This is a genomic window from uncultured Spongiibacter sp. (assembly GCF_964011655.1).
Taxonomy (GTDB): Bacteria; Pseudomonadota; Gammaproteobacteria; order Pseudomonadales; family Spongiibacteraceae; genus Spongiibacter; species Spongiibacter marinus.
Genome location: NZ_CAXGPO010000028.1, coordinates 1 through 15384, shown reverse-complemented (window position 1 = coordinate 15384; position 15384 = coordinate 1). Strand labels below are relative to the sequence as shown.

The 15384-nt window shown below is 54.6% G+C and carries 15 protein-coding genes, 1 tRNA gene and 1 pseudogene; 2 read left to right on the top strand and 15 right to left on the bottom strand.

What is annotated here, in order from left to right; all coding sequences use genetic code 11:
* The first annotated feature begins 53 nt into the window (after nucleotides 1-53).
* On the top strand, nucleotides 54-308 hold the full coding sequence (locus ABNS66_RS11990) for a hypothetical protein (protein ID WP_027874141.1): 255 nt from the start codon (nucleotides 54-56) through the stop codon (nucleotides 306-308).
* A gap of 11 nt (nucleotides 309-319) precedes the next feature.
* Here the strand turns inward: ABNS66_RS11990 and ABNS66_RS11985 are convergent, their stop codons facing one another.
* Complete coding sequence (locus ABNS66_RS11985; RefSeq protein ID WP_027874142.1) at nucleotides 320-496, bottom strand: hypothetical protein; 177 nt, start codon at nucleotides 494-496, stop codon at nucleotides 320-322.
* Nucleotides 497-603: 107 nt separating this feature from the next.
* Here ABNS66_RS11985 and ABNS66_RS11980 point away from each other — a divergent pair, with 107 nt between their 5' ends.
* On the top strand, nucleotides 604-1086 hold the full coding sequence (locus ABNS66_RS11980) for a peptidylprolyl isomerase (RefSeq protein ID WP_286836704.1): 483 nt from the start codon (nucleotides 604-606) through the stop codon (nucleotides 1084-1086).
* 19 nt (nucleotides 1087-1105) lie between these two features.
* Here the strand turns inward: ABNS66_RS11980 and ABNS66_RS11975 are convergent, their stop codons facing one another.
* The 14 genes and pseudogenes from ABNS66_RS11975 to glmM all read right to left on the bottom strand — a co-directional run.
* Nucleotides 1106-1942, bottom strand: coding sequence for an alpha/beta fold hydrolase (locus ABNS66_RS11975; protein ID WP_286693941.1), 837 nt, complete (start codon nucleotides 1940-1942; stop codon nucleotides 1106-1108).
* Complete coding sequence (locus tag ABNS66_RS11970) at nucleotides 1924-3771, bottom strand: DUF4105 domain-containing protein (RefSeq protein WP_348655334.1); 1848 nt, start codon at nucleotides 3769-3771, stop codon at nucleotides 1924-1926. Before ABNS66_RS11970 ends, ABNS66_RS11975 begins: the two co-directional genes overlap by 19 nt.
* Before the next feature lie 67 nt (nucleotides 3772-3838).
* Nucleotides 3839-4321, bottom strand: coding sequence for a DUF3015 domain-containing protein (locus ABNS66_RS11965; protein ID WP_027874144.1), 483 nt, complete (start codon nucleotides 4319-4321; stop codon nucleotides 3839-3841).
* A gap of 170 nt (nucleotides 4322-4491) precedes the next feature.
* Nucleotides 4492-6606 carry a polyribonucleotide nucleotidyltransferase gene (gene pnp / locus ABNS66_RS11960; protein ID WP_286693939.1) on the bottom strand — a complete coding sequence of 705 codons (2115 nt, stop codon included), beginning with the start codon at nucleotides 6604-6606 and terminating at the stop codon, nucleotides 4492-4494.
* A 72-nt stretch (nucleotides 6607-6678) separates the two neighbouring features.
* On the bottom strand, nucleotides 6679-6948 hold the full coding sequence (gene rpsO, locus ABNS66_RS11955) for a 30S ribosomal protein S15 (protein ID WP_027874146.1): 270 nt from the start codon (nucleotides 6946-6948) through the stop codon (nucleotides 6679-6681).
* A 139-nt stretch (nucleotides 6949-7087) separates the two neighbouring features.
* Nucleotides 7088-8023, bottom strand: a complete 936-nt coding sequence (truB, locus tag ABNS66_RS11950) for a tRNA pseudouridine(55) synthase TruB (protein WP_286836709.1) — start codon at nucleotides 8021-8023, stop codon at nucleotides 7088-7090.
* 2 nt (nucleotides 8024-8025) lie between these two features.
* Nucleotides 8026-8415, bottom strand: a complete 390-nt coding sequence (rbfA, locus tag ABNS66_RS11945; RefSeq protein ID WP_036256379.1) for a 30S ribosome-binding factor RbfA — start codon at nucleotides 8413-8415, stop codon at nucleotides 8026-8028.
* Nucleotides 8416-8442: 27 nt separating this feature from the next.
* Nucleotides 8443-11226: a translation initiation factor IF-2 gene (gene infB, locus ABNS66_RS11940; protein WP_286693937.1), complete on the bottom strand. Its 2784-nt coding sequence runs from the start codon at nucleotides 11224-11226 to the stop codon at nucleotides 8443-8445.
* A gap of 29 nt (nucleotides 11227-11255) precedes the next feature.
* Nucleotides 11256-12758: a transcription termination factor NusA gene (gene nusA, locus ABNS66_RS11935; RefSeq protein WP_204996156.1), complete on the bottom strand. Its 1503-nt coding sequence runs from the start codon at nucleotides 12756-12758 to the stop codon at nucleotides 11256-11258.
* A 44-nt stretch (nucleotides 12759-12802) separates the two neighbouring features.
* Nucleotides 12803-13258 carry a ribosome maturation factor RimP gene (gene rimP, locus ABNS66_RS11930; RefSeq protein WP_204996155.1) on the bottom strand — a complete coding sequence of 152 codons (456 nt, stop codon included), beginning with the start codon at nucleotides 13256-13258 and terminating at the stop codon, nucleotides 12803-12805.
* Nucleotides 13259-13588: 330 nt separating this feature from the next.
* Nucleotides 13589-13674 (bottom strand) — tRNA-Leu (locus ABNS66_RS11925).
* Between the two features lie 11 nt (nucleotides 13675-13685).
* A complete protein-coding gene (gene secG, locus ABNS66_RS11920) occupies nucleotides 13686-14060 on the bottom strand; it encodes a preprotein translocase subunit SecG (protein ID WP_286836836.1) in 375 nt (124 codons plus the stop codon).
* Nucleotides 14061-14816 (bottom strand): triose-phosphate isomerase, encoded by a 756-nt coding sequence (gene tpiA / locus ABNS66_RS11915; RefSeq protein WP_286693936.1) that lies wholly within the window; start codon nucleotides 14814-14816, stop codon nucleotides 14061-14063.
* Nucleotides 14817-14877: 61 nt separating this feature from the next.
* Nucleotides 14878-15384: pseudogene (gene glmM, locus ABNS66_RS11910) on the bottom strand (phosphoglucosamine mutase); the annotation flags it as partial.

Genomic DNA, 15384 nt, shown 5'->3' with positions numbered 1-15384 from the left:
CTTACACCGCGGTGCCGTCATATACTTTTGCCATGTCACAAGAGGATTGCGAAATGGCAATGTCAAAAGTAGTCACGCTGTCAGAGTATCGAGAAAACACTCAGCAGATGCAGATCGACGACATTAGCGCACAGGCGTTCTTGTTTCTACAGGAACAAGCCTCAGAGAACAACGTTCCAATGCGAAAACTCCTCATGGAGCACCTGCTAGGGATCGCATGCGTGGTGAAAGCGGTGGAAGGCCATGACGAGGCCCAAAACTGGTTGGCACTGATTAGCGCCGAGCTAGACGAAGAACTCGCACACTAAACTCACGCCGCTTAGTCGGCGCGGGTTTTCGTCAACCCACAGCGCTCACACTTATAAACACTCACCAACCGTCCCTGCTTTACATCAAACTGCGTACGCTTTTCCACCTTCCACTTATGGTGGCCTTCCCGGCACAGGCTGCTTTGTTTGCGCGGCTTGCGTGGCGCAAATTTAACGACCTCTCCCATATTCTCGAACTCCTTTCTTGTTTTTCTACCCTAAGCCCTCATCAGCACTTATTATACGCGGCAAATGCTCTAGCGAGCCGTGGCAGTGATGATTTGCAGGGGGATGTATGGAAATCGATACTAATTGTGTGGTGGCCTTCCACTATGAGCTGCGCGACAGCAGCGGCAGTGTATTGGAAAGTAATTTTGGCGAGACGCCCACCCTCTATTTACACGGTGCGAACAATATTATTCCCGGCCTGGAAAAAGCCTTCAGCAAACGCCAAGCTGGCGATGACTTTGAAGTCACGCTTCCGCCCGAGCAAGCCTACGGCGTAGTGCAAGAGGGTAAACAGCAACGCATTCCTGCCAAGTATTTGAAGCACGAGGGTAAATTACGTGTGGGCCAAATCGTGCGTTTCAATACTGACCAGGGCAGCCGTAGCGCTACCGTAGTGAAGGTGGGCAAATTCTCTGTCGACGTGGACACCAACCACCCACTGGCGGGTAAAACCCTTACCTTTACCATTCATATCGACTCAGTGCGCGCCGCCACCGCGGAGGAGCGTGAGCACGGTCACGCTCATGGTGAGGGCGGACACCAACACTGACGGCGTCGGTTCGCGCAGCTTAGCGCCCTACGCTCTCATCAATAAAATCCAGAAGGCGCTGCCGCGTGGCAGCGCGATGAAAACTTTCAATGTGACCGCCGTCGTATACGTAAAGTGACTTTGGCGGTTTGGCTTGTTCATGTAACTGCTGCGCATGATGCAGAGCAATCACCGGGTCGCGTCGGCCGTGAATAATCAGCACCGGCGCTGACGGTAGCGATAACAGGGCATCGATGGGATCAAAACCCGATGGCATCGCCCAGCCAACCGGCCACTGCAACAACCAGGTAAGGGGGCTCTTAGCAGCCTGCTCTCTCGCCACAGCTGAATAGCGAGTAAAACCGGCATCGAGCACCAGCCCGGCAATATGCCCCGTAAGCGCCTCGGCCTCTCGCGCAGTCGCGGCAGCCATCAGGCTTGCCCCTAAGCTCTGCCCCAGTCCAAACAAGGGCCAATCCCCCTGCTCAGCCAACAACCACTGCCAGCTTGCGCGTACATCTTCTACCGCCGCCGCCACACTGGGCACCCCCTCGGATTTACCGAAGCCGCGATAGTCAATTAACAGAACATTGACGCCCTCTTTCGGCAACCAATACACACTCGCCAAGTGGGTACTGATATTCTCGGCATTACCGTGGCTGAATAACAGCGTTGCGCGGGGCTGCTCAGCTGGCAGCCACCAGCCGTGGAGCGCTGTATTTCCGACAGGGATTCGCACATCCTGATACACAAGGCCGACATCTTCCGGCGTGCGCAGCAACTGCTGCTGAGGAAAAAATAACAGCGCCTCGCAGCCACTTAATAAAACAACGGCGAGACACAACGCCGCCGCACGGCCTAAAAATGCTGACGCCATGATAGCGCTACTCCGTGAGAATGCCCCCAAGGCTGGTCTCGATAGTCGATACTCAAGCGCAAACTGCTATCGGCAGACCATGCATAATTCCCGCTGAGTTTAAGGATCTTCCTTTCTCCGGCGCCGGAGAAGTCCTGCCACTGGCCTGCTATCTCGGCAGAATACTTGGCTCCTTGCCAAAGCTGGCCAATATTGATGCCAGGCGCCAACCGCCAGTCCTCGCGAAAATCCGCGTTATATTCAAAACGCAATGCTGGCATCAGGTAGGCCACGCCTTTCATCACTGGCCAGGTCCCGCCGCCGCTGGCATTAATCTGCGCAACAAGCGGCTGACTGGGGGCATCATCCAAGCGCTCCAACCCCAGCTGAACCTGCCAGCTGATCGGTGAAAAGAACTCTCCCCGAGGAGACAAGGAACGGATATCGACGAGGTCGAAGCGTTGCAAGCGCACGCCTTCCTGATCCTGCCACCGCAACGCCAAGTTACCCATTACCAAGCTGGCTCCCTCAGGATAGCCCGCCATAGCATCCAGGGCATCGTGATAACTAATCCGCCAATTCAGATCGACATACTCCAACGCCTCGTTCCCCGCAGGCCCCTGCTCGGAAAATTCTCGATAACCCACGCCCAAGCCGAACATTGACGTTCTGTGCCCACGCTCCGGTCGCGGCGGCGTGCTGACTACCGGCGCGCTAAAGCCCCCAGGCTTACGCGCACCACGGAGTAAGCGAAGACTCCGCGCCGCCATTTCAGTGGTTCGCGGAGCCGTGTTCAGTCGATAACGCAAGTATCGATAAGCGGCCAGGTAGGTTGCTCGCTGAGCGTCGGCATCCAAGCCGGTATCCGCTAAGTCTTCCCTTTCGCCGTCGGCCAGTTGCCGAACCCAGACTCTTTGCTCGGCACTTAGAGCCGCCGTTAAGGTATCTAACTCCAGCCGCTTTGACGGCCGGTAATCAATCTGACCGACCAATCCAGCGTCAACCACTTCGCGCACCGTGTCCACTGGCATTGCGGCATATTCGAAGGGGCTCGTTAGATCCAGGCCGGGACGCGCAACTTCCAATAGCTCCAACAAGCGATAGGAACAGTTTTCGTCAAAGAAAAAATAGTCGAAGTTAACATTGCGCAACTCCCACACATGACTGAGTAAACGCTCTATTTCTTCATCCGCTAATGTCAGCCGATACTCCCACATATCGCGATTTTCCAGGCGGGTATATTCCTGAATCTTTTGATAGTAGGGCTGCATGCTGAACAGCCCTGGGTAGCCACCAAATAAGCCCCGGTAGGCGTAGAGCAAATCGTTCTCACCGGGGGGGATATTCGCGCCGAAATTTAACGCATACGAGAGGAAATCGCTGTCGCCGCGCTCACCCGCAGGGTCCAATCGCAAAAAGGTATGTCCATACATCGATGAGGGGCTGTTCAAATAACTTGAGGCGAGCACTAAAACAACCGCGTCCACATTAAGCTTGTCACGCCATTGCCGATATTCGTCGCAGTGCTGAGCGGCCGGTGCCAACAGCTTTTTTTCGACCAGCCACTGCTCTCGCGCTGGATAGCGGCATCGCAACGACGGCTCCGCTGAAAACGCCGCAAGCGTTTCTGTTAGTTCTGCAAGTGGACTACTCCGGCCAGTCTCAGCCAGAAAAAAGCGCGGGTCGTCGACATAGCTCGGGCCTGTCGATGACTTTGGGAAGTGCAGCAACGCGCGCCACTGTGGCTCCGCGGCATACGCCTGCAGCGACTCCATCGTGGCCGCAAACAACGCTGAGCTGGCGCACATACCCAGCAATATAGTCAGAGCTTGTTTTAGCTTCGCTCTCATATTTTATTTCTTCCATAAACACAAAACGGCCCCTCGGGGCCGTTAAGGTAACGCTAATGCCAAGCAATTAGGAAACGTACTTCGCCAGCTGCTTATCCTGCTTCATCAATTCCACAATTGAATTCATCACAGATTCCGCATTCACGTCAGCCGAGGGGAACAGGCTGTCGAAATTATTATGCAGTGTGGTTTTAAATACTGCGCGATCTTCCTCGGCAATGCCAAAAGACACAGCAACAGCCGTCAGGGCCTCACCTTCGCCGCGAGCGACGTCTTCAGAAAACTCGTCCATGATCTGACCGACGTTCACCATCGACTTACCGCCATATGTCAGCGTGCCGTCGGCAGAACAACCGTTGGTGCCAGAGGTCATACCGAAAGTCGCATTACCGGAGGTACCATTAGTCCATGAAGCCAGGAAGTGAGATGCCAGTCCAGACTGGCCTGAGAATAGCATATTCCCCCAACCGCAATTTGGGCCACCCGGCGCGACAGCGAAACTTGCACTAGATGCCGCCAAAAAAGCCGTTGCCATCATTACTTTTTTCATAGGATTTCCTCTTGTTGTTGTTTGCATTCCATCAAACTGCATGTCGAGGTTATCACAGCCTTCAAGCTTGTCTAGCGGCAATCTCTGCTATGTCACACTATATAAAAATGACTTTATCTCACGCATAAAAAAACCCCACCGGGGTGGGGTTTCGTTCACAGCGAGAGCACTTATTCCGCTTCGGGAGCGGCGGCCTCTTCTGCTTCAACTTCTTTCATAGAAAGTTTAATGCGACCACGCTGATCGACATCCAGGACTTTAACTTTAACTTCCTGACCTTCTTTCAAGTAGTCGCTGACATTCTCAACACGCTCTTCCGAGATTTGCGAGATATGTACCAGACCATCCTTGCCGGGCAGGATATTAACAAAGGCCCCGAAGTCGACGATACGCGCGACAGTGCCAACATACGTTTCACCGACTTCAGCCTCTGCAGTAATAGCAAGAATGCGCTCCACTGCAGCATCGCGAGATGCAGCGTCAGAACCGTAAACACGCACGGTGCCATCATCTTCAATATCGATTTGCGCTTCAGTCTCTTCGCAAATACCGCGAATAGTTGCGCCGCCTTTACCGATAATGTCGCGAATCTTGTCAGAGTCGACCTTCATCACGTGCATGCTGGGGGCATTGTCCGACACGCCGTCGCGAGATACCGACAGCACCTGATTCATCTGACCCAAGATGTGCAAGCGCGCTTGTTGCGCTTGCTCCAGCGCGACTTCCATGATCTTTTGCGTGATGCCTTCGATCTTGATGTCCATCTGCAATGCAGTAACACCGTCGGCTGTACCGGCAACTTTAAAGTCCATATCACCGAGGTGATCCTCATCACCCAGGATATCGGTCAGTACCGCGAAGCGCTCACCTTCTTTAACCAGACCCATGGCAATACCAGCAACGGGCGCTTTCAGCGGCACACCGGCATCCATCAGCGACAGGCTGCCAACGCACACTGAGGCCATGGAGCTAGAACCATTGGATTCAGTAATTTCAGACACCACGCGAATGGTGTAAGGGAATTCTTCAGCCGTGGGCAATACCGCAGCCAAACCACGACGAGCCAAGCGGCCGTGACCGATTTCGCGGCGGCCTGTGCCACCCATGCGACCACACTCGCCCACCGAGTAAGGAGGGAAGTTGTAGTGCAGCATGAAGTTGTCTTTACGCTCGCCTTCCAGGGCATCGATGAGCTGTGCGTCACGAGTGGTACCCAGCGTCGCAACACCAATGGCCTGAGTTTCACCACGAGTGAAAAGGGCAGAACCGTGGGCCTTGTTCAGCATGCCCACTTCTACGCTAATGGGTCGCACAGTGCGGCCATCGCGACCGTCGATGCGTGGCTCGCCATTGAGGATACGCTGACGAACAATTTGCTTTTCCAGCTTACCGAATACTGCTTTCACGTCTTCAGCATCAAACTCGGCGTCATCACCAGAAGCCAGCTGCTCAACGGCTTGGTCGCGCAGCTCGCCCACTTTGGCGTAGCGCTCCATTTTGTCGGTAATGCGGTAGGCCTCACCCAAACCACCTTTAAAGCCATCGGCAACAGCGGCCATCAGCGCGGTGTTCTCGGGCTCAGGCTGCCAGTCCCAAGTGGGCTTGCCCGCTTCAGCGGCCAGCTCTTTAATCACTTTAACGGCGGCTTGCATTTCCTGGTGGGCGTACAATACCGCACCCAGCATTTGATCTTCGCTCAGCTCTTGCGCTTCTGATTCAACCATCAGAACGGCGTCTTCAGTGCCCGCAACAACCATGTCCAGCAGGCTTGTGCTCAGCTGGCTGTAGCTCGGGTTGAGGATATAGCCATCTTCTGCGGTGAAGCCCACGCGAGCTGCACCGATAGGGCCGGCAAAAGGAACACCCGATACCGCCAGCGCGGCCGACGTACCGATCAGTGCCGCGATATCCGGGTCAACGTCTTTCTCAGACGACATGACGGTACAAACAACCTGCACCTCATTTTTAAACCCATTGGGGAATAACGGACGAATCGGACGGTCGATCAAACGCGACGTCAGCGTTTCTTTCTCAGAGGGACGACCTTCGCGCTTGAAGAAACCACCGGGGATTTTACCGACGGAGTAAGCACGCTCTTGGTAATGCACAGACAAGGGGAAAAAGTCCTGACCGGGCTTGGCAGTCTTTGCTGCAACCACGGTACACAGAACTTGAGTTTGCTCGATGGTGACGAGCACCGCGCCACTTGCCTGACGGGCAACGCGGCCGGTTTCCAATGTAACGGTTTGACCGCCCCACTGGAACGTTTTAGAAACGGGATTCACGAATTATTTCCTCCCTAAACAGGGGTTACAAAAAGTATGAGGGGGCCTGCGGCCCCCTCACTTATTCTTCTTTTAGCGACGCAGACCCAAACTTTTAATCAGTTTGCTGTAACGCTCTTGGTCTTTGCGTTTCAGGTAGTCCAGCAATTTACGACGCTGGTTTACCATGCGGATCAAACCACGGCGAGAGTGGTGATCCTTTTTGTGGCCTTCAAAGTGACCCTGCAACTTGTTGATGTTTACCGTCAACAGTGCAACTTGCACTTCTGGCGAACCAGTGTCGCCTTCGGCAGTTTGGTACTGTTTTACAACTTCAGCTTTTTCTGCGGCAGATAGTGCCATAATAATTTCCTCTTACTGATATGCGTGAATAAGCAAGCCTGACCGTGCATATCTACAGACAGGTTTGGAAACCCTTCGGGCCTCGTCAAACTTTACAACCGGCCTCACGCAATACATCGCGAAAACCAGCGGCGTATTATCACATATTTGCCAGCAAACGACGAGGCGTAATGCGCCCGTCGGCCAACAATTCACCCAAGCCCATAAAAACCGGGCCAGATGGCGTGGTTTCGTATAAGCGAAACAACTCCCCGGCAGGCAACTGCGGCACAAATACCGCCTGACCGTTGCGCAAAAACCCAGCGGCGACCTCACCGAGCCGCGCCGCCGGGATATGGGTCAAGGCGGTGTCCAAGGGCAGCAACAAGGCGTCAAGCTCGTCAAATGCCTCCCGGTCACGCAGTGGCTGCAGCGCTTCGAAATCCAAGGCCTGAGACTCGTCGAACGGCCCTGCCTGCACACGCCGGAGGGCGGAGACATAGCCGCCTACCGTCAGCGCCGCGCCAATGTCTTCGGCGAGTGAGCGAATATAGGTGCCCTTGCTACAGTGAACCAACAGGTCGACCTCAGCACGCGTGCCGGGCCGAAATCCCTCAAGCTCGAGGCGGCTGATGGTAACAGGGCGCGCCTCACGCTCAACTTCAACGCCTTTACGCGCCAGCTCATAGAGCGGTTTGCCGTCTTTTTTGAGGGCGGAGTGCATTGGCGGCACCTGCAGAATCTCTCCACGAAATTCCGGCAGCACTGCCTCGACGTCGGCCTCAGAAAGAAAGCTAGCATCGGTAAGAGCCACCACCTCACCCTCGGCATCGCCAGTGCTGCGCTGCTCGCCGAGCACAACCGTAGTGCGATAAACCTTGTCAGCATCGAGGAGGTATTGGGAAAACTTCGTCGCCTCACCGAAGCAAATCGGTAAAACGCCGCTGGCTAGCGGATCGAGCGCCCCGGTATGGCCGGCTTTTGCTGCCTTGTAGATCGCTCGAGCCACAATCATGGCAGAGTTCGAGCTGCGCTCCAGCGGCTTATCCAACACAAGGATGCCGCTGACCGCGCGGCCTTTTCGACGACGCCCCAAGCTCAGGCCTCGTCGTCGTTATCGGCCTGGCGGCTGCGATCGGAATCGACGGCCTGCTGAATGAGCGAACTCAAACGCTGGCCTCGATCAATAGAAGAGTCGTAGAAGAACCGCAGCTGCGGTGTTGTACGAGCATTATTTACCTTGGCAACATGGCTGCGCAAAAAACCTGCAGCTTTGTTGAGCGCCGCCAATGACTCAGCGGCTTCCTCGGCATTGTCTTTACCCATGACCGTCACGAAAATTTTCGCATGACTCAAATCACGGCTCACTTCAGCGTCCGTGACACTCACCATACCAATGCGTGGGTCGCGAAGTTCAAGCTGGATCAAACTGCCCAGCTCTCGCTTCAAAAAGTCGGCTATGCGGGCGGTACGACTAAATTCTTTCATTAGCGTGCCTCCCGCTCTTGCAATGCCTTACAGTGACCGGGCAATTTCTTTCACCTCGAACACTTCGATCTTGTCGCCGGGACGAACGTCTTTGTAGTTCTTAACGCCGATACCGCACTCAAGACCGTTCTTCACTTCGTTCGCATCGTCTTTAAAGCGACGCAGGGACTCAAGTTCACCCTCGTATATCACCACATCGTCGCGCAGAACGCGGATCGGCTTGCTGCGATAAACCGTTCCCTCGACGACCATACAGCCGGCGATGTCACCAAACTTCGGCGAACGGAATACGTCACGCACTTCGGCAATACCCACAATTTCTTCGCGCATTTCTGGGCTGAGCATACCGCTCAATGCCGACTTCACATCGTCGATCAAATCATAGATAACGCTGTAGTAGCGCAGGTCGATACCTTCGCTTTCCGCCAACTTCCGCGCACTGCCGTCAGCACGTACGTTAAAGCCAAACATCACCGACTCAGAGGTCATCGCCAGATTCACGTCAGACTCAGTGATACCGCCTACACCGCCGGTCACAATATTGACGTTTACTTCGTCATTACCAAGATCCAGCAATGACGCCTGGATAGCCTCGAGCGAACCGCGCACATCGGCTTTTAGCACGACGTTCAGAGTCTTGCGATCACCGGCTTCCATGCTTTCAAACATGCGATCCAGTTTGGCAGCTTGTTGACGCTTGATACGCTGCTCGCGCTCGCGCACCTGACGGAAGTCAGCCACTTCACGCGCCCGGCGATCATTTTCAACCACCACAAAACCGTCACCCGCTTCAGGCGTACCATCCAAGCCGAGAATCTCGACGGGGATCGATGGCCCGGCTTGCTTAACCGGCTTACCGTTCTCGTCCAGCATCGCCCGAACACGGCCATAGCACTGACCGGCCAGAACAATATCGCCTTGCTTGAGCTGGCCTTGTTGCACCAGCACTGAGGCCACGGCACCGCGACCTTTATCAAGGCGTGACTCAATCACCATACCCTGAGCAGGAATATCGTCAGCGGCTTTAAGCTCTAGCAGTTCAGCTTGCAGCAGCACGGCATCCAGCAGGGCATCAATGCCCTCACCGCTGTGTGCAGACACATAGCAGAACTGTGTATCACCGCCCCACTCTTCAGAGATAACCTCTTTCTGAGAGAGTTCGGTTTTCACCCGCTCGGGGTCGGCGCCCTCTTTGTCCATTTTGTTAACCGCAACTACCAGCGGCACTTCGGCTGCACGAGCGTGGGCAATTGCCTCTTCGGTTTGCGGCATAACACCATCGTCAGCCGCAACTACCAAGATAACAATGTCGGTACTTTTCGCACCGCGGGCACGCATTGCCGTAAAGGCCGCGTGTCCAGGAGTATCCAGGAAAGTGATCATGCCGTGACCAGTTTCCACATGGTAGGCACCAATGTGCTGGGTAATGCCACCCGCCTCGCCGCTGGCCACTTTTGCCTTGCGAATATAGTCCAGCAGAGACGTTTTACCGTGGTCAACGTGACCCATTACGGTCACTACCGGCGCACGCGTCTTCAGGGTACCCTCACCCGTCTGAGCAACCAGCGTTTCTTCCAATGCCTCTTCCACGGCATCTTCAGAAACGATCTTGGCCTTGTGGCCCATTTCTTCGACAACGAGTTGCGCCGTTTCCTGATCCAGAGGCTGATTAATGGTCACCATCATGCCCATTTTCATCAGCTCTTTAATTACTTCAGCCGCTTTCACCTTCATTTGCCCTGCCAGCTCACTGGCGGTGCTGGTTTCACCGATAGACACCTCGTAGGTAATCTTCTCAGTGGGCGCCTGGAATGCGTGGCGCTGTTGATCTTCTGGCAGCTTGAGCGTTTTCTTCTTGCGGCGACCGGCTCCGCGATCATTATCAAAATCGTCGCGACGACCTTTGCCTTTTTTGCCTTTTTTGCCCTTGCCGCGATCGTCATTATCGCTGCTTGGCGCGGCCCGCAAATGACGGGGACCGGCTGATTTCTTCTGCTCAGTTTCAACGCGTTCTTTGCGCTTGCGCTCACGCTCTTCTTCTTCGCGCTTTTTCTCCGCTAAGACAGCAGCACGACGCTCTTTCTCGCGCTCTTCCTCTTCTTTACGGCGCAGGATTGCACGCTGACGCAGGATTTCCGGGTCGATATCACGAGGGTCTTCTTCAACAACCTCTTCGACGTATTCGTCCTGAACAGGGGCTGCTGCCACCTCAGGCTCCGCTTCCGGCTCGGGTTCCGCTTCCGCCGCTGGCTCTTCTACCACTGGCTCTGGCTCGGGCTCAGCTTCCGGTTCGGGCTCAGGCTCGGGCTCCGCCACGGGTGCAGGCTCTGCCGCCTCGACAACCTCAGTTTCTTGAGGTGCTGCGGTTTCGGGCACCTCAGCTGCAGGCGCTTCTTCTTTGACTTCCGGCTCAGCAGCAACCTCAACAGGCGCTTCAGTGGCTGCAGCTTCCGCTTGCTCAGCTTCAGCAGCCAGACGCGCCGCTTCCTCGGCCTCTGCGGCCAGCTCAGCAGGGTCGCGTTTTACATACGTCCGCTTCTTGCGCACTTCGATGTTGACAGTTTTCTTGCCCGCACCCGAACCTGTTTTTAGCGTACTGATGGTCTTACGCTTCAAGGTAATTTTACGCGGCCCCTCGGTGGACTCACCGTGGCTGCGCTTTAGAAAGGTCAGCAGAGTTTGCTTGTCTTCGTCGGACACCTTTTGTTCCGCCGAGCTGTGCGACAAACCGGCCTCTTTCATCTGCCTAAGTAGACGCTCTACTGGTGCGCCAACAACTTCGGCAAGCTGGCTCACGGTAACTTCAGCCATTCATTATCTCCCTAAACTGTACGACTCGCTTAGCTTGCTGATTCGTCTTCGTCGGCAAACCAGGGGGCACGGGCAGTCATAATCAGCTCAGCAGCCCGCTCTTCAGTCATATCTTCAATATCGAGAAGATCTTCAACAGCTTGTTCAGCCAGATCTTCCATCGTCACAATGCCACGGCTGGCGAGGATGAAGGCCAGGTGTTTCTCCATGCCATCCATCGTCAACAGGTCTTCAGCCGGCTCAGCAGCATCCAATTGTTCTTCACTTGCAATTGCCTGAGTCAGCAGCGCATCTTTGGCTCGCGCGCGTAATTCTTGAGCAATTTCTTCGTCAAAACCTTCGATCGCCATCATCTCTTCAAGCGGAACGTAGGCCACCTCTTCAAGGGTGGTAAAGCCTTCTTCCACAAGAACTTCGGCAACATCTTCACCGACGTCCAAGCTCTCCATGAAAGATTCGATAATCTGACCAGATTCCTGCTCGTGCTTCTCAGCCATCTCATCAACGCTCATTACGTTGATCGTCCAACCCGTCAGCTCACTAGCCAGTCGAACATTCTGTCCGGCACGACCGATGGCCTGCGCTAGGTTATCCTCGGCAACACCCACATCCATGGTATTGGTATCTTCGTCGACGACGATCGACTCAACTTCAGCCGGCGCCATCGCGTTGATTACCAGCTGCGCTGGGTTGTCGTCCCACAGGATAATGTCAACACGCTCATTGCCGAGCTCACCCGATACGGCTTGCACACGCGAACCACGCATACCAACACATGCACCAACTGGGTCGATGCGGCCGTCGTTAGTCTTAACGGCGATCTTAGCGCGAGAGCCGGGATCACGCGCAGCAGAGCGGATTTCGATCACATCTTCAGAAACTTCTGGCACTTCAATTTTGAAGAGTTCGATCAGCATTTCCGGGCATGCACGGCTGAGGAACAGCTGCGGGCCTCGCGCTTCCGGGCGTACGTCTTGCAGAATGGCGCGCACACGGTCATTGATGCGGAAAACTTCCCGACCCACCAGCTCTTCTCGTGGCAGAAGGGCCTCGGCGTTGTTACCAAGGTCAACGATAATGCTGTCACGGGTGACTTTTTTCACCGTGCCATTAATCAGCTCACCGACGCGACCGGCGTATTCTTCAACAACCTGCGCTCGTTCGGCCTCGCGCACTTTTTGCACGATAACCTGCTTGGCTGTCTGCGCAGCAATTCGGCCAAAGCCGACGTTTTCAATTTGCTCTTCATATACATCGCCAGCCTTAAGGCTCGGGTCACACTCGTGAGCCTCTTCGAGCGTAAACTGCGTGCCGAGCAATGCCATTTCATCATCAGGCATTACTTCCCAGCGACGGAAGGTCTCGTAATCACCGGTCACCCGATCAATTACAACACGGATATCCGAGTCTTCTTCATAGCGCTTCTTCGTCGCAGTGGCCAAAGCCTGTTCCATCGCCTCGAAGATGATGTCCTTAGACACCCCCTTCTCGTTGGATACTGCTTCAACTACCAGCAATATTTCTTTACTCATCGTCCGCCTCTATTCCGTAGCCGGCTGTTATGGTTAATTGCCCGTCAGAAACTCGGGACAATCTGTGCTCTGTCAATTTGCTCGAATGGCAACAAGTACTCGTGACCATCAAGCTGAATAACAACTTCATCACCCTCAATCGCTACCAAGCGACCTTGGAATTTGCGCCGCCCTTCAAAGGCGATGCGCAAGCGAATATTAATATCGCTGCCAATATACTCAGCGTACTGTTCTAAGCGATACAAGGGGCGGTCCATACCCGGCGAAGACACCTCAAGCGTGTACTCACCAGTAATCGGATCCTCGACATCCAAAACACCGCTCACCTGATGACTGACCTTGGCGCAATCATCAACAGAAATACCGGCCTCTGCATCAATATAAATGCGAAGCATGCTGCGCTTTGCGTGGGACTGGTATTCAATCCCCCACAAATCAAACCCCAGGGCTTCGATGCCCGGCCTTAGCATTTCTTCTAGCTTGTCGCGCTGTGCTGACAAATTAATTACCCACCAATAAAAAATGGGCCCAAGGCCCACCATCGAAATTTCCTGTCGACCATCGCAAACTACACCGCGACGATACGAAAAAGCCCCTACGTAAGGGGCTTTTAAAAACTTCTATAAAAGCAGATGAGTCGCCCTACGCACCCAATGACGGAAACTCTCACCGCCACCAGAACTGACCTGCTCCAAGGAGGCGAAATTATAGACAGTCGCCCGAACCAGGTCAAGATAAACACAGGCAAATACCCACATACAGGCGCACGATCATGGCGACAACGGGGCACAAAAAAAAGGGAGCTGCCTTGCAACTCCCTTTTCGGTATTTGGTGCCGAAGGCGGGACTTGAACCCGCACGAGCTATGCTCACTACCCCCTCAAGATAGCGTGTCTACCAATTCCACCACTTCGGCTTTATTACTACTTACTGCCCCTGGGGCATGTCGCTGTCGCTCATCGCCGGCATGTCCGACGCAGCCGCCTCAGGGAGGTCACCCTCAGGCACTGGAGCCACTTCGCGACTCTCCTCCAGAACAGGTACATCGATGATATCTTCACCAATGACACTGCGCTGCTTGGCCACATAAGCCAACGACAAACTGGTTACAAAGAACAGTGTTGCCAGGATCGCTGTCGCGCGGGTCAGCACATTACCACTACCATCGCTGCCAAACAACGTCTGCGATGCACCTGCACCAAAAGACGCCCCCATATCGGCACCTTTACCCTGCTGAACAAGGATCAAACCGATAATGGCCAGCGCAGCCAAAACATGTACAACTAATATAATTTGTTCCATTTACTCCGCCGCCCGACATATTGCGGAAAATTCCTGCGCATTCAACGATGCGCCACCGACCAAGCCACCATCGATATCAGCCTGGCTAAATAACTCAGCAGCATTCGCCGCTTTTACACTGCCGCCATAAAGAATTCTCATCTCATTTGAGAGATTGGCATCTTTTTCGGCAAACACGCTGCGAATAAACGCGTGTACTTGTTGCGCCTGCTCCGGGGTGGCGGTCTTACCTGTACCAATTGCCCACACCGGCTCGTAAGCCACTATTAAGGAACCCAAGTCTGCTACTGACAGTTGATCCCAAAGCGCATTCAGCTGACGCGCAACCACTTCTAGGGTTTGCCCGGCTTCGCGCTCAGACTCCGATTCCCCCACGCACAGCACCGGCGTTAAGCCTACATCGAGAGCGCGCTTAACCTTTGTGACGACAAGCGCGTCACTTTCACCATAAAGCGCCCTGCGCTCAGAGTGCCCGGCAATCACATAGCGACAACCGACATCGGCCAACATGGCTGCCGACACCTCACCCGTGTATGCACCTTCACCGGCGTATTCACAGACATTCTGGGCACCAACGGCAACCGGACTTCCCTTGAGCACCTTAATCGCGTCGTTGATATAAACCGCGCTGGGGAAAACGGCAATATCAACGCTTGGCTCAGAGGGTAATTCAGCTTTTAGGGCAGTCAGCAACTCACCGATAGCCGCACGATCTCCGTGCATTTTCCAATTACCTGCTACCAGTTTGCTCCGCATAGCACTTCCCTTAGCGCAAAATGGGCGCCAATCTTACATAAACTTATACACACATACAACATCAGCTTGCCAAGCTTTCGACGCGCTGCGCCAACTGCTTACAGAGCCGCTGTACCTGCTGCTCGTCATGTCCTTCAACCATGACGCGAATCAACGGCTCGGTGCCCGAGGCACGCAGCAATACCCGCCCTCGATCACCCAGCTCTGCCTCCACATCAGCAACTGCCGCCTGCAACGCGGCGTCACTCAGGTCGAAGGCACCCGCTGTACGAACGTTTATCATCACTTGCGGCAACATCTGCAGTGGCGCGCGCAAGGTGGAGAGCGAAGCGGATTGTGTCTGCATGGCTTTCAGCACTTGCAGCGCAGCCACTACGCCGTCGCCAGTGGTACTCACATCCGAGCAAATAATATGCCCCGAATTTTCACCACCCAGCGAGAAGCCTCGCTCATTCATTAATGCCTTCACGTAACGATCGCCGACGTTGGCGCGCTCAAAGGCAATACCAAGCTCGCCAAGCGCGAGCTCCAAGCCCAGGTTGGACATAAGTGTTGCCGCCACACCATC